General features: G+C 67.0%; 17 protein-coding genes. 7 read left to right on the forward strand and 10 right to left on the reverse strand.

The window, feature by feature from the left end; genetic code table 11:
* The first annotated feature begins 64 nt into the window (after window positions 1–64).
* On the forward strand, window positions 65–1,240 hold the full coding sequence (locus BLU18_RS06810; protein WP_092633647.1) for an MFS transporter: 1,176 nt from the start codon (window positions 65–67) through the stop codon (window positions 1,238–1,240).
* Here the strand turns inward: BLU18_RS06810 and BLU18_RS06815 are convergent.
* On the reverse strand, window positions 1,237–2,265 hold the full coding sequence (locus tag BLU18_RS06815; protein WP_092633229.1) for an NAD(P)/FAD-dependent oxidoreductase: 1,029 nt from the start codon (window positions 2,263–2,265) through the stop codon (window positions 1,237–1,239). The two genes, BLU18_RS06810 and BLU18_RS06815, sit on opposite strands and share 4 nt — an antisense overlap.
* A gap of 47 nt (window positions 2,266–2,312) precedes the next feature.
* On the opposite strand from BLU18_RS06815, the gene BLU18_RS06820 reads away from it, so the two are divergent.
* Window positions 2,313–3,023, forward strand: coding sequence for a TenA family protein (locus BLU18_RS06820; protein ID WP_092633231.1), 711 nt, complete (start codon window positions 2,313–2,315; stop codon window positions 3,021–3,023).
* Here BLU18_RS06820 and BLU18_RS06825 read toward each other — a convergent pair.
* Both BLU18_RS06825 and ddh read right to left on the reverse strand, forming a co-directional pair.
* On the reverse strand, window positions 3,020–4,426 hold the full coding sequence (locus tag BLU18_RS06825; RefSeq protein WP_092633233.1) for an MATE family efflux transporter: 1,407 nt from the start codon (window positions 4,424–4,426) through the stop codon (window positions 3,020–3,022). The genes BLU18_RS06820 and BLU18_RS06825 overlap by 4 nt on opposite strands.
* A gap of 41 nt (window positions 4,427–4,467) precedes the next feature.
* Window positions 4,468–5,406, reverse strand: coding sequence for a D-2-hydroxyacid dehydrogenase (ddh, locus tag BLU18_RS06830; protein WP_092633235.1), 939 nt, complete (start codon window positions 5,404–5,406; stop codon window positions 4,468–4,470).
* Window positions 5,407–5,573: 167 nt separating this feature from the next.
* On the opposite strand from ddh, the gene BLU18_RS06835 reads away from it, so the two are divergent.
* A complete protein-coding gene (locus BLU18_RS06835; RefSeq protein WP_092633649.1) occupies window positions 5,574–7,187 on the forward strand; it encodes a thiamine pyrophosphate-requiring protein in 1,614 nt (537 codons plus the stop codon).
* Between the two features lie 109 nt (window positions 7,188–7,296).
* Complete coding sequence (locus BLU18_RS06840) at window positions 7,297–7,530, forward strand: DUF2061 domain-containing protein (RefSeq protein WP_092633237.1); 234 nt, start codon at window positions 7,297–7,299, stop codon at window positions 7,528–7,530.
* Here the strand turns inward: BLU18_RS06840 and BLU18_RS06845 are convergent, their stop codons facing one another.
* From BLU18_RS06845 to BLU18_RS06875, 7 genes are all read right to left on the reverse strand, one after another.
* The gene (locus tag BLU18_RS06845) at window positions 7,531–9,489 is read right to left on the reverse strand and encodes an aconitate hydratase (RefSeq protein WP_092633239.1); all 1,959 of its coding nucleotides are present in this window, start codon (window positions 9,487–9,489) and stop codon (window positions 7,531–7,533) included.
* 86 nt (window positions 9,490–9,575) lie between these two features.
* Window positions 9,576–10,112: an NUDIX hydrolase gene (locus BLU18_RS06850; RefSeq protein WP_092633241.1), complete on the reverse strand. Its 537-nt coding sequence runs from the start codon at window positions 10,110–10,112 to the stop codon at window positions 9,576–9,578.
* Window positions 10,109–10,483, reverse strand: a complete 375-nt coding sequence (locus BLU18_RS06855; RefSeq protein ID WP_092633243.1) for a hypothetical protein — start codon at window positions 10,481–10,483, stop codon at window positions 10,109–10,111. The genes BLU18_RS06850 and BLU18_RS06855 overlap by 4 nt, the downstream gene beginning before the upstream one ends.
* Window positions 10,484–10,522: 39 nt before the next feature.
* Window positions 10,523–10,936 (reverse strand): DUF5809 family protein, encoded by a 414-nt coding sequence (locus BLU18_RS06860; RefSeq protein ID WP_092633245.1) that lies wholly within the window; start codon window positions 10,934–10,936, stop codon window positions 10,523–10,525.
* 24 nt (window positions 10,937–10,960) lie between these two features.
* Entirely contained in the window at window positions 10,961–11,428 is a 468-nt protein-coding gene (locus BLU18_RS06865; RefSeq protein WP_176791193.1) for a DUF5810 domain-containing protein, read from the reverse strand.
* 38 nt (window positions 11,429–11,466) lie between these two features.
* A complete protein-coding gene (locus BLU18_RS06870; RefSeq protein WP_245697895.1) occupies window positions 11,467–11,979 on the reverse strand; it encodes a GNAT family N-acetyltransferase in 513 nt (170 codons plus the stop codon).
* Between the two features lie 66 nt (window positions 11,980–12,045).
* Complete coding sequence (locus tag BLU18_RS06875; RefSeq protein WP_092633249.1) at window positions 12,046–14,022, reverse strand: aconitate hydratase; 1,977 nt, start codon at window positions 14,020–14,022, stop codon at window positions 12,046–12,048.
* A gap of 120 nt (window positions 14,023–14,142) precedes the next feature.
* Here BLU18_RS06875 and BLU18_RS06880 point away from each other — a divergent pair, with 120 nt between their 5' ends.
* The 3 genes from BLU18_RS06880 to BLU18_RS06890 all read left to right on the forward strand — a co-directional run bounded on the left by BLU18_RS06880 (window position 14,143) and on the right by BLU18_RS06890 (window position 17,476).
* Window positions 14,143–14,616 (forward strand): deoxyuridine 5'-triphosphate nucleotidohydrolase, encoded by a 474-nt coding sequence (locus tag BLU18_RS06880; protein WP_092633251.1) that lies wholly within the window; start codon window positions 14,143–14,145, stop codon window positions 14,614–14,616.
* A gap of 222 nt (window positions 14,617–14,838) precedes the next feature.
* The gene (locus tag BLU18_RS06885; RefSeq protein ID WP_092633253.1) at window positions 14,839–16,407 is read left to right on the forward strand and encodes a methyl-accepting chemotaxis protein; all 1,569 of its coding nucleotides are present in this window, start codon (window positions 14,839–14,841) and stop codon (window positions 16,405–16,407) included.
* Complete coding sequence (locus tag BLU18_RS06890; RefSeq protein WP_092633255.1) at window positions 16,397–17,476, forward strand: PAS domain-containing sensor histidine kinase; 1,080 nt, start codon at window positions 16,397–16,399, stop codon at window positions 17,474–17,476. The genes BLU18_RS06885 and BLU18_RS06890 overlap by 11 nt, the downstream gene beginning before the upstream one ends.
* The last annotated feature ends 55 nt before the right edge of the window (window positions 17,477–17,531 follow it).

Here is a 17,531-nt window from a genome sequence, read left to right on the forward strand (position 1 = left end):
AACTCCGTCTAGAATTCGTCGAGGGTCGAAAGACAGTAGGCGGGACCGCGTGTATCGGCCGATTGTGTCTCGGACCCGGAGCCGCGTCGTCCTCGCCGCCGTCGTCTACGCCGTCCTGCTGGCGCAGGTGTTGCTCTATCCCGGCATCGACACGCTCGTTGCCGCGCTCGGCGCGGACACGGCACTCAACGCCAGTACGTGGTTTCTCGCCGCCGAGTTCGGCGCGTTCGTCGTCTTCGCCGTCCCGTGGGGAGTGGCGAGCGACGCCGCGGGCCGGCGCGTCCCCTTCGTCGCCGCGGGCGCGTTCCTCGGTGCCGTCGGCTACGCCTGCCTCGCCCTTCTGCCGACGGTAACGGGGTCGTTCGCCGTCGCGTTGGGGCTGCGAGTCCTACAGGGCGCGGCCACCGTCGGCGCCTTCTCCCTCTCGATGACGATGCTGATGGATTTGGAGGGGTCGCACGGCCGAAATATGGGCGCGACGGGCATCGCCATCGGTCTCGGGACGGCGACGGGCGCACCGCTGGGCGGCGCGCTCTACGAACTCGGCCCGCTCGTCCCCCTCTACGTCGCGAGCGGGGTGCTCCTCCTCGTCGCCGTCTGCGTCTCCTTCGTCGCCGACCGGGCGCCCGAGGGCGGTACTCGTCGGTCGCCGTTCGCGAGTCTCCGCCGACGGCCGACGCTCGCGCTCCCCTACGCCTTCGGCTTCGTCGACCGCCTGACTGCGGGCTTTTTCTCCCTCGTCGGGACGCTCTACTTCCGGACGGTGTTCGGGTTGAGTCCGGGCGCGACGGGGGTGACGCTCGCGCTGTTTTTCGCCCCCTTCGCCCTGCTGCAGTACCCCTTCGGTGTCGTCTCCGACCGAATCGGGCGGACGATACCCATCGTCGTTGGGTCGGCGCTGTACGGCGTGGCGGTCATCGGTGTCGGCGCCGTGGCGGACCTCCGGGTCGCGCAAGCGGGGATGGTGGTGGTCGGCGTCCTCGGTGCGCTCATGGCGCCGGCGACGCTGGCGCTCGTGACGGACCTCGCGGGCGTGAGAGAGCGCGGCGTCGCCATGGCCGGGTTCAACATCGCGGGGAGTCTGGGCTTCCTCACCGGCATCGTCCTCGGCGGCCTCGCCGCCGACGCCTACGGCTACGGGGCGGCGTTCCTGCTGGTCGGCGGGCTGGAATGTATCCTCGCGGCGGTGACGCTGCCCGCGTTCGTCCGCCTCGATATCGGCCGCGTCGAGCGCGCTTAGAGATTCTCGGCCAGTCGCTCGCCCGTCTCCAGTCCGTTGCGGACGGCGGCGTGGAGGCGCGCCTCGCCCGCGACCCAGTCGCCGAGGCAGTACCAGCCGGCATCCTCGGCGGCGGCGAGTGCGTCGGTCCGGACGCCCGTCTCGGGGAGCGCGTAGCGCCACCCCTGGTGGTCCGTCCACGTCGGGTCGGTGAGTCGCTCGTCGTCGACGACGCTCGCGACGTGGTCGGCGAGGGCGGCCACGTTCGCCTCGGGCGAGTCGTCGTAGTGGTCGACGGACCACTCGTGGTTGGCCTGGGCCACGAGCACGGATTCGCCGTCGGGGACGTGGCCGGGCTTGCACTCCTCGCGGGCAATCCAGCCGAGTGCGTGCTCCTTGTCCGTGTTCACCAGCGCGTAGTGGGGCCAGTCGAGTTCGAAGTCGTAGCCGAGGACGGCGGTCCAGATGGAGCGATAGTCCACGTCGCTGACCGCCGCCAGCAGGTCGTCGCGGGCGGCGGCGTCCCAGTCCGCCGTCTCGACGAGCGTCGCCGTCTGCGGGGCCGGCGGGTTCACGAGGAGGGCGTCGAACGGTCCCCAGCGCTCGCCGTCGGCGTCGACGAGCGTCCATCGGTCGCCCTCGCGGACGACGCGCTCGACCCGGGTTCGGCGGTGGACCGTCGCCTCGGTGGCGCCGAACAGATGCTTGGCGAGGCGGGTGAGTCCCGACCGGTAGGTGAATTTGCGTTCCTGATTCTCGCGGCCTTCGCTCACCGCGCCAGTCTGGTCGAAGACGCCGATGTCGCCCTGCACCTCGACGAGGCCGTCGTCGAACTCGTGAGCGAGGTCCACGACTCGCTGGTCGTCGTCTTTCAGGTAGTTCGCGCCGTAGTCGTAGGTCACGTCGTCGCGGCGGCGCGTCGCCGCGCGGCCACACACGCCGCCGGACTTCTCGAGGACGGTCACGTCGGCGTCAGTCGCGCTGTCGAGGACGTAACAGGCCGCGGCCGCCGCCGCGCCGGCGCCCACGACACCAATCGCTGTCATATCCCCTCTACGACTGGAGCGACAAAACGCCACGGGGAGGAGGAACTATGAGGGTCGCGGAAGGACCGACGCACATGACCGTCCCCGACACCTTCGATGCGTACGCGAACGGGCGCGAGGACGCCCGGTTCACCGACTGGCTCCGCGAGGGCTCCGAACCCGACTGGAGTGCGGCGGTCGACGGCCGGTTCGTCCGCGAACTCGGCGCCGGCGAGGTCGACCCCGACGTTTTCCGGCGGTATCTGGAGCAGGATTACGCCTTCGTAGCGACGCTGACGGGGACGTTCGGCCACGCGCTGGGTGAGGCGCCGTCGATGGCCGCCAAGGGGCGGTTCGCCGACTTCCTCGGGACGCTCACCGACGAGGAGAACGACTACTTCGAGCGATCGTTCGACGCACTGGACGCAGACCCGGACGCGTCGCGGGCGCCGACGACGCGGGCGTTCGTCGACCTGCTCGAACGCGCGGGGCGACAGGGCGGGTACGCCGAGACGCTCGCAGTCCTCGTCCCCGCCGAGTGGGTGTACGAGACGTGGGCGACGAGTGTCTCCGAGCCGATTCCCGAACCGTTCTACCTCGGAGAGTGGGTCGAGTTGCACGCGAACCCGGCGTTCGTGGACTTCGTGGACTGGCTCCGAACCGAACTCGACCGCGAGGGAGCAGCGGCCTCGGCTGACCGCCAGCGCCGCCTCGACGACCTGTTCCGGCGGACCGTCGAACTGGAGCGGGCGTTTTTCGAGTCGGCCTACGAGAGCTAACTGGTCGACGCGTGCGCCCGCCCGACGGCCTTCCAGCGGTTCGAGCGCACCCGCCGGACGTTCAGCGCCGCGGGGACGACGGTTTCCACGACGAGGGCGACGAGGAGCGCCGTCGGGCCGAGCGCCGTGACGACGCCGAGGGCCGCGATGGGGAGCGCACAGACGTAGCGGCCGAACAGCGACACGACGAACGGATAGCCGGTGTCGCCGGCACCCCGGAGCGTCCCCGTCGCCGCGCCGTCGACGCCGAGGAAGACGACGCTGAGCGCCGCGGCGGCGACGAAGGGCGTGGCGACGGCGACGACGTCCGGGTCGTCGACGAACAGCCCCGCAATCCACGGCGAGGCGGCGAGCACGACGGTGGCGGCGACGAGATAGACGACTATCGAGAGGCGGATGATGCCGAGGGCGTACGCCTCGGCGTCGGCCTCGTCGTCGGCGCCGAGACGCTGGCCGACGAGCGTGCTCGCGGCGATAGAGAAGCCCCACGAGAGGCTGTCTATCAGCGTGCGGACGCGGCGGGCCACCTCGTAGGCGGCGACGACGGCCGGGCCGAAGGTGGCGGCGATGGCGAGAAGCGGGAAAGCGACGAGCATCTCGGCGGTCCGCCGGGCCATCAGGGGCGCGGAGACGACGAGCAAGCGCCGGGCGAGCGGGGCGAAGCCGTCGAAGCGAAGCGTCTCGCGAGAGATGGCGACGGGGCAGGCGCCGTAGCCGCCGTACGACCGCCCGGAGAGCCCCCACGCGAAGACGAGGACGACGACGCCGGTGGCGAGCGAGGTGCCGATGGCGGCGCCCGCGACGCCGAGGCCGTAGCCGAAGATGAGCGTCGCGGAGAAGGCGATGTTGAGGAGCGCGCCCGTCCCCCGAATCGCCATCGGCGTCACGGTGTCGCCGACGCCAGCGTAGGTGCGACTGGCGATGAGGTTCGGAAACTCGAAGAGCAGCGCGGGCGCGACGAGCGAGAGGTAGGTGGCGGCGTGCCGGAGGGGGTCGGGTTCGGAGCCGAGGACGGCCACCAGTCGCGGCGCGAAGACGCCGTAGGCGGTGACGAGCGGCGCCGCGACGACGAGCGTGACGACGAGGCTGACGGCGACGGTGGCGCTCGCGCGCTCGTAGTCTTCGGCGCCGTAGGCCTGTGAGACGAGCGTGACCGTGCCGCCCGCGAGGCCGATGCCGAGGTACTTCCCGACTTGCCAGTAGGCGTTGGCGAAGGCGAGTCCGGCGACGGCCGCCGTTCCAACGTCCCAGCCGACCATCGCGAGGTCGACGGTGGATTTCGACATTATCGCCAGGCCGGTGAGGACGCGCGGCCACGCGAGGTCGAACGTCTCGTGGAAGCGGCGGCGGTCGATGACGCCGGCGCGGTCGAGCAAGCCGGCGAGCGCGGCGAGGCCACCCATCGACCGAGGTATTGGGTGGGGGGATTAGGAGGCTGTTGGAATCAGGCGACGCGGTTGCGCAGGTCCTCGCCGGCCTGGTACTGGTGGAAAATCTCCGTGACGAGGTCGGCGATGTCGAGATGGTAGCGGTTCGTGGCAGAGCCGCGGTGGGGCGAGATGATGACCTCCTCGAAGTCCCAGAGCGGGTTGTCCTCGGGGAGCGGTTCGGTCTCGAACACGTCCAGCCCCGCGCCGGCGATGTCGCCGGCGTCGAGGGCGGCGACGAGGTCGTCTTCGTCGACGATGGGGCCGCGGGCGACGTTGACGAGGTAGGCGTCGTCGCGCATCAGGTCGAACTCCTCGGTCGAGAACATCCCCTCCGTCTCGGGCGTGTGGGGGACGGCGATGGCGACGAAGCGTGCGCCGTCGATGGCCTCGTGGAGGTCGTCGGGGTGGTAGATTTCGGAGACGCCGTCGACGGGTTCCTCGGAGCGGCGGACGCCGACCACGTCCATCCCGAGGGCGTCCGCGCGCTTCGCGATGCCTTGGCCGAGCGTCCCGAGGCCGACGACACAGAGTCGCTCGTTCTCGACGGTGAACGGTCGCTCGTAGGTCGGCTCGTACCAGTCGTTGTCGCCCTGGTGGTCGCGGTAGATGTGGAGCATCCGCGCCAGCGAGACCATGTAGCCGACGGCGATTTCGCCGACTGTCGTATCGTGGATGCCGGTGCTGTTGGTGAGGGGGACGCCTTCCGCCTCGTAGGCGTCGGTGTCGAACTCGTCGTAGCCCGCGCGGATGCAGTGAGTCCATCCGGCGTCGAGGAACGACTCGCGGGGACGGAACGACGCGACGGCGTCGGTGCGGTCGAACTCCGCGTCGTCGCCGACGATTTCGACGGGCACGTCGAGGTCGGCGAACGCCTCGGCGAACGCCTCGGCGGGAATCTTCTGGTCGACCGTCTCGTGAACACAGAGTCGCTCGAGCTGCGGCCTGTCGGACATATGTCTGAAATCCAGAGTCGGCGTATTCAACTTTTCGTCAGATGACGACTGTCGCTTAGCCGTCTGTCCTCAATAGTTCGACAAATGACGATGGCTGATTAGGTGTATGTCCTTATCTTTAATAAAAATTAACTTTACAACCCCGGGGGGTCATGTTGGCCTATACGATGAATGTAACAGATGCCATCGCCGACATATTGGCAGAAGAAGGTGTTGAACACCTGATTGGGTTCCCGAGCAATCCCCTGTTCGACGACAACGCAGCGGAGGAAGCGGGCATCCGCTCTATCGTCGTGCGCCAGGAACGGACGGGCGCGCACATGCTCGACGGCATCGCCCGAATCACCTCGGGCGATCAGGTGGAGGCCTTCGCCTGTCAGCACGGCCCCGGAACGGAGAACTCCGTGGGCGGCATCGCGCAGGCGTACGCCGAGTCGGCACCGCTCGTCGCGCTCCCGGCCGGTTACTCCCGTGCGAAGACGAACACGGACCCGAAGTTCAGTTCGCTCGTCAACTACCAGCACGTGACGAAGACGACCGAACAGCTGACCGACCCCGACGCCGTCGAAGAGACCATCCGGCGCGCGTTCCAGGCAGCGCGTAACGGCCGTCAGCGCCCCGGTCTCGTCGAGATTCCGAAAGACGTCTTCCGCAAGGAAGTCGGCGACATCGACTACGAGCCCACGTCGTCGACGCGGTCCGGCCCGGACCCGGCAGCCATCTCCGACGCCGCCGACGCGCTTCTCGACGCCGACCTCCCCGTCATCAACGCCGGGCAGGGCGTCCACTACGCCAAGGCGTGGGAGCCCCTGAAGGAACTCGCCGAACTCCTCGAAGCGCCGGTCGCGACCACGCTCAACGGCAAGAGCGCGTTCCCCGAGGACCACCCGCTCTCGCTCGGCGCCGGGTCGAAGAGCGAACCGCGCCAGCTCAACCACTTCGTCCACGAGGCCGACGTGCTCTTCGGCATCGGGTGCAGCTTCACCAAGACGGCGTACGGCATCACGCCGCCGACGGAGGACAACACCCTCATCCACTCGACGAACGACCCCGGCGACGTCGACAAGGACTACCAGTCCGACCTTGCGGTCATCGGCGACGCGAAGCTCGTCCTCGAAGCCCTCATCGACGAAATCGAGGGCCGCATCGACGACACCGACTTCGGTCGCTACGACGAGGTGACCAGCGAAATCGCGGACATCGAGGAAGCGTGGCTCGACGACTGGAGCGACGTGCTCGAATCCGACGAGACGCCCATCAACCCCTACCGCGTCGTCCACGAGCTCGACCAGACCCTCGACAAGGAGGAAGTCGTCGCCACCGCCGACGCCGGCAACGCGCGTGACTTCATGGCGCCGTTCTTCAACGTGACCGAGCCGCTCTCCTACCTCGGCTGGGGCAAGACGACGCAGCTCGGCTACGGGCTGGGTCTCATGATGGGTGCGAGGCTCTCCAAGCCGGAGAAGACCTGCGTCCACGTCATGGGTGACGGCGCCATCGGCATGGTCGGCATGGACTTCGAGACGGCCGTCCGAGAGGACATCCCGATCATCGCCGTCGTGCTCAACAACTTCGAGATGGCGAGCTACGACACGCCGTTCTCGGGCAACTACGCCGAGTTCGCCGAATCCATGGGCGGCTACGGCGAACGCGTCGAGGACCCGTCGGAAATCTCCGACGCCATCGAGCGCGCCGTCCAGAAGAACGAGGAGGGCACCCCCGTCCTGCTCGAGTTCCTGACCGCCAAGTACACGGAACTCTCGCGCCCCGACCTCGAATAAGGTCGACCCGCGCTGTATCGGATATGAAATAACCCTTTGTGGTTACTAATTTCTGGGAACGTTACTCCTAGTAGTTACGTTTAGGTGAGTGGCGTCCGTACCGGCGGGTATGGATACCTCGTTCGTTCGGCGGCCCAGGCAGTCGTGGTCGCGAGCGCTGGCGAAGACGCTCTGCTACCGGCTGTTGATGGTCGCCATCACTATCGTGGTCGCGTGGGCCATCGTCGGCGACGTGAGCGAGGCGGCGAGTATCGGCCTCGTCGCCAACGTCGTCAAAACGGGGACGTACTACGGATACGAACGCCTGTGGGACCGCGTCGCGTGGGGACTGGAGTCGGCGTAACTACGCTTCTTCGCCGACGCCGTCGGCGAACTGCTGGCGCGTGTGCGGGAGTTTGCCGCCGGCGGCGAGCAGTTCTCGCTGGCGCTCGTTGGCGTCCAGTCCCACCGTCGCCTCCCAATCACCGTTGACGCGAATCGTGAGTTCCTCGGCGCCGCTCTCGACGGCCTCGACGGCGTTCTCGACGAGTTCGATGTCGTCACCCTGCTCGATGCGGTCGTAGGTCTCCTCGTCGATGGTCAGGGGGAGTAGGCCGAAGTTGATGAGGTTGGACTTGTGGATGCGAGCGAAGGACTGCGCGAGGACGCCGTGAACTCCGAGATACATCGGGCAGAGCGCGGCGTGTTCCCGGGAGGAGCCCTGTCCGTAGTTCTCGCCGGCGACGAGGAAGCCGCCGTCGGCGTCAGCAGCGCGCTGGGCGAACGTCTCGTCGACGCGCTTGAGGGTGAACTCCGAGAGCTTCGGCACGTTCGAGCGGTAGACCGACACCTCCTGAGTCGCCGGGATGATGTGGTCGGTGGTGATGTTGTCCGGCATCTTCAGGAGCGCCGAGCCGCGGAGCGAGCCCCCAAGCGGGTCCTTCAGCGGCACTTCGTCGATGTTCGGCCCCTTGACGAGGCCGTCGTCGACCGACTGGTCCGGCATAATGATGTCCGCCTCGCTGGCGCCGATGTAGCGCTCGGGGTACTCGAAGCCGGGCGCGTCGATGTCGGCGTCGAGGTCACGCGGGTCGGTGATTTCGCCGGTGAGCGCCGTCGCCGCCGCCACCTCGGTCGAGCAGAGATAGACGGCGTCGTCTTCCATGCCCGACCGCCCCTCGAAGTTGCGGTTGAAGGTGCGCACGCTCACGGAGTCTGAGGCGGGGACGTGGCCTGCGCCGATACAGGCGCCACACGTCGCTTCCGAGATGCTGACGCCGGCGGCCATCAGTTCCGCCGTCAGGCCGTTGCGCGCCAGCATCTCGGAGGCCTGTTTCGACCCCGGTGCGATTATCATCTCCGTCTGTTTCGCCACCTCGCGGTCGCTGAGCATCTTCGCGACCGGCAGGATGTCCTCGTAGGCGCCGTTGGTACAGGAGCCGACGAGCACTTGGTCGGTGTCGATGCCCGCTACCTCGCGGACGGGAACGACTTCGTCCGGCATCGACGGGCAGGCGATGAGGGGTTCGATCTCCGAGAGGTCGACGACGATTTCGTCGTCGTACTCGGCGTCCTCGTCGGGCGCGAGTTCGACGTAGTCCTCCGGGCGACCCAGTCGCTCGAAGAACTCCTTCGTTTGCTCGTCGGAGGGGAAGATGGAGGTGGTCGCGCCGAGTTCCGTCCCCATGTTCGTGATGGTGGTGCGCTCCTGTGCCGAGAGCGTCTCGACGCCCGGGCCGGTGTACTCGAACACCTTGCCGACGCCCTCCTTGACGGAGAACCGGCGGAGGAGTTCGAGGATGACGTCTTTGGCCGTCGACCACTCGGGCAGTTCGCCCTCGAGGCGGACGTTCACGACTTCGGGCACGTCGAGGTAGAACGGCGCGCCGCCCATCGCAGTGGCCACGTCGAGGCCGCCGGTGCCGATGCCGAGACAGCCGAGGCCGCCGGCGGTCGGTGTGTGGGAGTCCGCGCCGATGAGCGTCTTGCCCGGCGCCGTGAAGTTCTCCTTGTGGACCTGGTGGAGGATGCCAGTTCCCGGTCGCGCGAAGTACGCGCCGTAGGTGCCGGCCGCCGAGCGGAGGAAGCGGTGGTCGTCGGATACCTTGTAGTCCGGCTGGTAGGTCTGGTGGTCACAGTGCTGGCCGGCCACCTCGACCTGTACTTCGTCGAGGCCGAGGGCTTCGAACTGGAGCCACGCCATCGTCCCCGTCAGGTCGTGTGCGATGGTCTGGTCGACGGCGATGCCAATCTCCTCGCCCGGCTCGAGTTCACCGTCTACGAGGTGGTCTTCGAGAATCTTCTCCGTGAGTGTGAGTCCCATGGTGGTTGATCTACTCGGGTTTTGCCGACTGCTTCATATAACCGTTTCCCACCCGTCTCGGGCGGCGAATTTCGCCGGCGCAGGGGTTACAGCAACCCCTCGTCGCGGGCCAACAGAACGCCCTCGATGGTGGCGTCGTTGGTCGGGTCGCGACGCGCCACGTCGACCGCCTCCGAAACGGGTATCGCCTGCGGCGTGAGGAACTCGTTGCCGTCGAGGTCGCGGTCCACGGGCGTGAGTCCCTCCGCGAAGACGATGCCGCGCCGGTGGCGCAACACGCCCGTTGCCGTCCAGAAGTCGTCGAGAAGCGCCGTCGAGTCGGGGGCAAAGCCCGTCTCCTCGCGGAGTTCGCGGGCCGCCGCCGTCGTGAACGACTCGCCGTCCTCGACGACCCCCGCGGGGAGTTCGAGCTGTGTCTCGCGAATCGTCGGCCGGTACTGCTCGACGAACAGGAGGTGGTCGTCGACGACGGCGACGACGACCACCGCGGGCGGGAGTTCCGCCCAGTAGTAGCGCTTCGTCGAGCCGTCAGGCTGTTCGACCAGGTCGTAGCCGCCGGTGTACCACCCCGTCTCGTACTCCGTGACGGATTCGAGCACCGGCCAGTCGTGGTCGTCGCTCATCGTGTCACCGTTACCAGATAGCGCTGGTCGTCCACCTGTACGAGGACGCCGTCGTCGCGTCTCGCGTCGGGATTTCGCGCCACCAACCCCTCGTGCTCGTCGAACGGCGAGTGCGTGAAGGCCTCCTTCAGCCCGACCGGGCCGCGGCGATACGGCTCCGAGCGCCCCGTCTCAACGGCCGTCGTGAGATAGGGGTAGCGACGCTCGGTCAGGTTGGTGGCGTTCACCGCCGGCCCGTCGGCCTCCGTCGGCGTCGCCGTCAGGTAGTACGGGTCGCCGGTCCCCAGAAAGGAAGGGAGGGCACCGAGCGCGAGCAACCCGAGACAGACGAGGGCGAAGCCGACGAGCACGCGGCGTGTGATGGGTCGCACGAGCGCGGTTGGCGTGGCGGGGTGAAACGCCTTTCGCCGCTAGAGGCGGTCGGCGTACAGGCGACCGAACGCCTGCCGGCGGAGCGTCGCGACGGCCGCGTCGCGTTCGTTCTCGAAGGTGGCGGCGACCGCCTCGTCCGCGAACGGCGCGACGTGCCAGACGACTCGGTCCACGTCCTGACTGCCGAGGACGGTCACGGTCACGTCGGCGTCCTCGCGCCACGCGTCGAAGGCCTCGCGGTCCGCGACGGTGACGGTCAGCAGCGACGCGAACAGGGCGTCACGCGCCGTCTCGACCACGTCGCTCGTCACGCGCTCCTGATACTCCGGGCGGTCGAAGTCCATCGCTGTCGCCACCTCGCGGACGACGGTCTGTGCCGCCGGCCCGACCGACTCGTAGGCCTCGCGGGCGTCCGCGAGCGTCTCGGGGTCGAATACGCCCTCGGTCTCCATACGCCACCCTTCGGCGGCGACGGCTTACGCCTTGTTATCGTCCGCGGCGGTGTCGTCCGCGGCGGTGTCGTCCTCGGTGTCGTCCGCGGCGGTGTCGTCCTCGGTGTCGTCCGCGGCGGTGTCGTCCTCGGTGTCGTCCCCGGCGTCCAACATCGCCTGCGTCATCTCGCGGGCCTCCGCGAGGATTCGACTCGCGTCGCCGTCGAGCGTGGCCGGGTCGAGCGCCTCGGTTTCGACGGATGCTGTCGACGGGGCGTCGTGGGCGTGGTCGTCGGTCGTATCCTCGAACACCGTCTCGTGGGGCACTTCCTCGGCGTGGTCGACGGCGACAGGTGCCAACTCCGCGGCCCCCTGCTCGCTCCAGTCCGGGGCGTGGTCGTCCAGCCATCGCTCGTGGGCGTCGCCGTGGAGCATGGCGGTGAAGGCGAGGTGGTTCGCGAGATGTTCACCGTCTCGCTGGGGCGTCTCGCACACCGGACAGGCGTATCCCATGCCTTCGGGAGGGGGCGTGAGACGTATGAGCGTGGCGGTCAGGCGTCCGGTTCGCGCCACGCAGGGAGGTCGAGAACCATCACGAGGGCGTCCTCGCCGTCGCGGTAGTAGTGGGGGTTCCGCCGCGCGACTTCGAAGCCCACGTCGCGATACAGCGCTCGCGCGGGGTCGTTGCCCTCGCGGACTTCGAGTTTCACCACGTCCGCGCCCTCGATGGCGAGGGCGAGCAGCGAGCGGACGAGCAGCGAGCGCCCGATACCCCGTTCGCGGGCGGGTTCGGCGACGGCGAGGTCTTTGACGTGCCCGATGGTGCGCCCGAAGTCGGGCGTCGCGTCGGCGACGACGTAGCCGACGACGGCGTCGGTCCAAGCAGCGCCGTCGTCGCCGCCCCGGGTCGCGACGAGGAAGCCGGGGTCGCCGAGGAAATGCTCGAAGGCGGTGTAGGGCCACGGCTGGTCGAAGGCTTCGCGCTCGATGCGGACCACCGACTGCAGGTCGGCCGCCTCGGCGTCGCGAATGGTCACGTCGGCGGGCGTCGTCGGAATGGCCACGCCTCGGCTACGGGGGATGGCCTCAAAAACGCACGGGCGTCACGCGGGCCGTCGTGGCTCGCGCGACTAGTCGTCTGCGGGGGACGCGCCGCTGGCGTCGTCGGCGTACTGCTGTTTCGTGAGCGTGAGTTTGCCACCGGCGGCGAGGATTTCGCGCTCGCGCTCGGAAGCGTCGAACTGGGCGGTTGCCTCCCAGTCGCCGTTGACGCGAATCGTGAACTCCTCGGCGCCGTTCTCGACGGCGGCGGCAACGTCGTCGACGACTTCGATGTCGTCGCCCTGTTCGATGCGGTCGTAGGTCTCCTCGTCGATGGTCAGCGGCAGGAGGCCGAAGTTGTACAGGTTCGCCTTGTGGATGCGGGCGAACGACTGCGCGAGGACGGCCTCGACGCCGAGATACATCGGGCACATCGCGGCGTGCTCTCGGGAGGAGCCCTGCCCGTAGTTCTCGCCGGCGACGAGGACGCTGTGGTCCGTCGCCTTGGCGCGCTCTGCGAACGTGTCGTCGACGCGCGAGAGCGTGAACTCGGAGAGTCGCTCGATGTTCGAGCGGAACTTGAGGATGTCCGAGGTGGCCGGGATGATGTGGTCGGTGGTGATGTTGTCGCCCATCTTCAGGAGCGTCTCACCGTGGATGTCAGCACCGAGCGGGTCCTTCAGCGGCACGTCGCCGATGTTCGGTCCCTTGATGAGTTCGTCGTCCACGGCCTCGTCGGGGCGGATGATGTCGGCCTTCGAGCCGTCGTACTTCTCGGGGAGTTCGACGCCCGGTGCGTCCATGTCGCCGAGTTCGTCGGCGAGGTCACGCGGGTCGACGATTTCGCCCTTGAGCGCCGCGGCGGCGGCGACCTGCGGCGAGCAGAGGTAGACGGAGTCGTTCTCGATGCCCGACCGCCCCTCGAAGTTGCGGTTGAAGGTTCGGAGCGAGACGGAGTCGGAGGCGGGGACGTGGCCGATACCGATACACGGCCCACACGTCGCCTCGGAGACGTTGACGCCCGCGGCCATGAGTTCGGCGGTCCAGCCCTCGCGGGCGAGGAGTTCGCCGGCCTGCTTCGAGCCGGGGGCGACGATCATTTCGAGGTCCTTCTTTATCTCGCGGCCCTCGACCATCTTCGCGGCGGGAAGGATGTCCTCGTAGCCACCGTTGGTACAGGAGCCGATGATGACCTGTTCGACGTCGGTGCCCGCGACTTCGCGGACGGGCACGACGTTATCCGGCATCGACGGACAGGAGATGAGCGGTTCGAGGTCGGAGAGGTCAACGACGATTTCGTCGGCGTACTCCGCGTCGTCGTCGGGCGAGAGCTCGACGAACTGGTCGCCGCGTCCCTGCCGGTCGAGATAATCTTTCGTCTGCTCGTCGGTCGGGAAGATAGAGGTGGTCGCGCCGAGCTCCGTCCCCATGTTCGTGATGGTGGTCCGTTCGGGCACCGAGAGGCTCTCGACGCCGGGACCGGAGTACTCGAACACCTTGCCGACGCCGCCCTTGACCGACAGGCGACGGAGGAGTTCGAGGATGAGGTCCTTCGCGCTCGCCCAGTCGGGGAGCTCGCCCTCGAGGCGGACGTTCACGACTTCGGGCATCTCGACGAAGTACGGACCGCCGCCCATCGCGACGGCGACGTCGAGGCCACCGGCGCCGATGGCGAGTTCGCCGAGGCCGCCGGGGGTCGGCGTGTGCGAGTCAGAACCGAGCATCGTCTTCCCGGGCGCAGCGAAGTTCTCCTTGTGGACGTTGTGGCAGATGCCGTTGCCCGGGCGAGAGAAGTACGCGCCGTAGGTGCCGGCGGCCGACCGGAGGAAGCGGTGGTCGTCGGTGTTTTTGAAGTCGAACTGGTAGGTCTGGTGGTCACAGTACTGGGCCGCGAGTTCGGTCTGGACTTCGTCGAGTTCGAGCGCTTCGAACTGAAGCCATACCATCGTCCCGGTCGTGTCCTGTGTGAGCACCTGATCGATCTCGATCCCGATTTCCTCGCCGGGTTCGAGGTCACCCTCGACCAGGTGATCGTCGAGGATTTTCTCCGTAAGCGTCTGTCCCATAACGTCCAGATATGCCGCGCCGATGGATATAAAACCCGCGTTGACCGCGCTACGCGCCCCAACGGACGCTGGAGACGGCCGGACCGCCACGATTTTGTCGCCGCTGGTCGACTCACCCGCATGTTCCGCGCCGGGTCGTTCGTCGCCGACCACCTCACCCCCGTCACGCCCGAACAGGTCCAACCGAACGGCGTCGACCTGACAGTCGACGCGATTCTCGAACCGACCGAGCGAGGACGCATCGGCCGCGACGGCAAGCACGTCGCCGACCGCCGCGAACTCGACACGGACCCCGACGCCGAGGCGTACGTCCTCGACCCCGGCGGGTACATCGCCCGCTACGGCGAGCGCATTCGGATACCAGAGGGCCACATCGGCTTCGTCTACCCCCGGTCGTCGCTCATGCGTAACGGTAGCATGCTTCACACCGCCGTCTGGGACGCCGGCTACGAGGGCCGCGGCGAGGGGCTGCTGGCCGTCCACCGCCCGATAGAAATCGAACCGGGCGCCCGCATCGCGCAGCTGGTGTTCGCCGAGGCGAACCACGACGGCACCTACGAGGGCAGTTATCAGGGCGAGCGACTCGAAGAGTAATCAGCCGGCGCCCGCCGCACAACCCCCAGAGTCCGACGCAGGCGGTGCCCGAACGGGGCAAAGTGACGACTCCGCTGCCGACGGAAAATTCCTGCAACACTTGCGACCGCACAAAACCATATACAGTTCGTTATTGAACCCACTATATGAAAATGACACAGGCGAATCCAGAAATACAAAACGATTGCACTACTATCGGACTTTTATCCAAATATTTGTAATATGAGTGAGAATCAGACAGACAGCGACAGCAACGGGCGGGCAATAGCGAACGCCACGGGCGCGGTCAAGGGCGTCCGGACTGCCTCTGAGACGGTCGACGGTCAGTTGGTCGCCATCGACGACCGGGCGGGCGAGCAGGTTGCGGAACTCGACCGGGTTGCGACCGAAGTGTCAGACCTCAGCGCGACCATCGAAGAGGTCGCCGCCAGTTCCGAACAGGTCGCCGAGCGAAGCGAGGCGGCGGCGGCCCGGAGCGAGAGGGGTCGAGCGGCGGCAGTCGAAGCCAAGGAAGTCATCGAGACGGTTCGGGAGCGAAGCGAGCGGTTGGCGACAGAGATGAGCCGTCTCGACGACCGAATCGACACCATCGAGACGGCACTCGCCGGCATCGACGACATTGCGCGACAGACGAATCTGCTCGCGCTGAACGCCTCTATCGAGGCCGCTCGGGCGGACGACGACGGCGAGACGGAAGGGTTTGGAGTCGTTGCCGACGAAATCAAGACGCTCGCTGCGGAATCACAGGAACAGGCGGACACCATCGAGTCGGCGCTCGAACAGGTGCAGGCCGCGGCAGACGAGACGGTCGCCCAACTTGAGAAGACGACCGAGCAAATCGAGGCCGGCGCCGACAACGTCGCTAACGCGATGGACGAGTTCGAAGCCGTCGCGGAAACGGTCGAAGAGACGGCAAACGACGTCAAACAGGTGTCGACGGCGACCGATGACCTCGCGGAGTCGAGCGAAACAATCGCTGCACGGTCCGAACACGTCAGTGACCGGGCAGCCGAAATCGAGGACAGCATCGTCGAAATTCGCGACGCCCGAGGCGAGCAGACCGCGATGCTCCGCGAAGTCGAAGACGCACTCTCGTCGGTTAGTACGACTCGCTCCGACGCGCCACGACTCCCGACAGGGCTCGGGGGCGTCGACGACCCATGTGATGGGTTGATCGAAGGGGGACAATCCGTCCTGCACGCCGATAGTGTCGACATCAACGACGCCGTTGCACAGATAGTCGTCGCGGCGCTGACGGCGGGACATGGGGTGTCGCTCACGCCGCCACCGGGACTGACGCGAGGGACGCTTGAGGCGGCCTTCGACGGCAGCGACGATTCGCTCAACGCCGCACTGCGCGAGGACCGATTGTTCGTCCTCGATGCCTTCGACGCGTGGGCGCCGAACTCGAACGTGTTCGATTTGACCGAGCGGTCGCTGGGCGAGGTCAACGCCGAGACAGCCCGCCGCCGCGACGACCCCCTACTCATCGTCGGCAATATCGCCGCCGAAATCGAGGTGCTCGGCGAGGAGCAGGCACGTGCCGCCCGCTACGAGAATGACGAGAGCGTCTTCGAAGCGACGGACACAGTGTTGAACGTCGTCGATGGGGAGACTGTCGACGACGCGTTCGCCGCGTTCTATGCCGGAGCCGCGGACCAAGTGTTCCGTGCCGAGAGCGCGCAAGGTACCCGACAATTGACCGTTGCTAAATCACCGGACGTGACCGGAACACCGTCTGCCCCACTCGAGAGGACCACGCACAATGGCATGATAGCGAATGACAGATGAGCCCAGTGTCAAGCGCGTGGCCGACGACGCCGAGACGCGCTACCAGACACTCATAAGCCACGTTCGGGACGCTATCGTCGAGTTCGAGTTCGTTGACGGGAAGCCACTCGTATGCCACGTCAATGATGCGTTCGTGGACGTGTTTGGCTACGAGTCCGCAAAGTTAGAAGGCGAGTCGCTCGACGACCGAATCGTTCCCGACTGGAACCGGGCGGAAGCCACTCGCCTCAACGAGCGGACGGCGGCGGGCGAAGTCAACTACCAGCAGGTGAGACGCGAAACTGCCGACGGCCTCCGGACGTTTCTGTACCGTGGAGTGCCGTACGGCGACGAGGCCATCGCCGCCGATGGCATGGCCATCTACACCGACTTGACCGAGATTACGCGACAGAAACGCCAGTTACAGGTCATGAATCGCGTCCTCCGGCACAACCTCCGGAACGCCGTCAACGTCATCACGGGCAACATGACACGGCTTCTCAACGCACTCGACGACCAGACATCCGAACAGGTCGACGCGGCGGCCAAGGTCGAACACGCCGCCCACGAACTGGAGACACTGACACAAGAGGCGATAGATATCGAGTCGGTCATCACCGCAGAGTCGGTTGATACCGTCATCGACTGTGTGCCGCTGATACAGCGAGTCGTTACCGACTACCGACAGCGCTACCCGTCGGCGGAGATTCGGATGACACTCCCGGATTCGATGCTCGTGAGCGCTGACAGCCGCCTCCGGCGCGCCATCGAGAGCCTCGTCACGAACGCCATCGAACACAACCCGGCGGCGACGCCGTACGTCCACGTGCAAGTGACAGACAATGGTCCAAATGGCTGGGTGGAGATATACGTCGACGACGACGGACCGCAAATCCCCGCCGACGAGCGGACGGTCATCCGCGGCGACGCCAACATCGAACCGACACACCACGGGAGCGGCCTCGGCCTCTGGCTCGTCAAGTGGACAGTCGAACTGTACGGCGGTGAACTGTCATTCGAGACGAGCAGTCTCGGTGGCAACAGTGTCCGACTCCGGCTGTTGCGAGGCGACCACGACGCAATGGAATAAAGGTATTCGCCGCATCCTGTCGTCGCAAACGAGAGCGCGTGAACGACAGACTGGG

Source organism: Haloplanus vescus (assembly GCF_900107665.1).
Lineage (GTDB): Archaea > Halobacteriota > Halobacteria > Halobacteriales > Haloferacaceae > Haloplanus > Haloplanus vescus.

Excerpts from the sequence above, each read along its gene's own strand:
- BLU18_RS06815 (WP_092633229.1), bottom strand. The coding sequence starts at position 2,265 with ATGACAGCGATTGGTGTCGTGGGCGCCGGCGCGGCGGCGGCCGCGGCC.
- BLU18_RS06820 (WP_092633231.1), top strand. The coding sequence starts at position 2,313 with ATGAGGGTCGCGGAAGGACCGACGCACATGACCGTCCCCGACACCTTC.
- BLU18_RS06825 (WP_092633233.1), bottom strand. The coding sequence starts at position 4,426 with ATGGGTGGCCTCGCCGCGCTCGCCGGCTTGCTCGACCGCGCCGGCGTC.
- ddh (WP_092633235.1), bottom strand. The coding sequence starts at position 5,406 with ATGTCCGACAGGCCGCAGCTCGAGCGACTCTGTGTTCACGAGACGGTC.
- BLU18_RS06835 (WP_092633649.1), top strand. The coding sequence starts at position 5,574 with ATGAATGTAACAGATGCCATCGCCGACATATTGGCAGAAGAAGGTGTT.
- BLU18_RS06840 (WP_092633237.1), top strand. The coding sequence starts at position 7,297 with ATGGATACCTCGTTCGTTCGGCGGCCCAGGCAGTCGTGGTCGCGAGCG.
- BLU18_RS06845 (WP_092633239.1), bottom strand. The coding sequence starts at position 9,489 with ATGGGACTCACACTCACGGAGAAGATTCTCGAAGACCACCTCGTAGAC.
- BLU18_RS06850 (WP_092633241.1), bottom strand. The coding sequence starts at position 10,112 with ATGAGCGACGACCACGACTGGCCGGTGCTCGAATCCGTCACGGAGTAC.
- BLU18_RS06860 (WP_092633245.1), bottom strand. The coding sequence starts at position 10,936 with ATGGAGACCGAGGGCGTATTCGACCCCGAGACGCTCGCGGACGCCCGC.
- BLU18_RS06865 (WP_176791193.1), bottom strand. The coding sequence starts at position 11,428 with ATGGGATACGCCTGTCCGGTGTGCGAGACGCCCCAGCGAGACGGTGAA.
- BLU18_RS06875 (WP_092633249.1), bottom strand. The coding sequence starts at position 14,022 with ATGGGACAGACGCTTACGGAGAAAATCCTCGACGATCACCTGGTCGAG.
- BLU18_RS06880 (WP_092633251.1), top strand. The coding sequence starts at position 14,143 with ATGTTCCGCGCCGGGTCGTTCGTCGCCGACCACCTCACCCCCGTCACG.
- BLU18_RS06885 (WP_092633253.1), top strand. The coding sequence starts at position 14,839 with ATGAGTGAGAATCAGACAGACAGCGACAGCAACGGGCGGGCAATAGCG.
- BLU18_RS06890 (WP_092633255.1), top strand. The coding sequence starts at position 16,397 with ATGACAGATGAGCCCAGTGTCAAGCGCGTGGCCGACGACGCCGAGACG.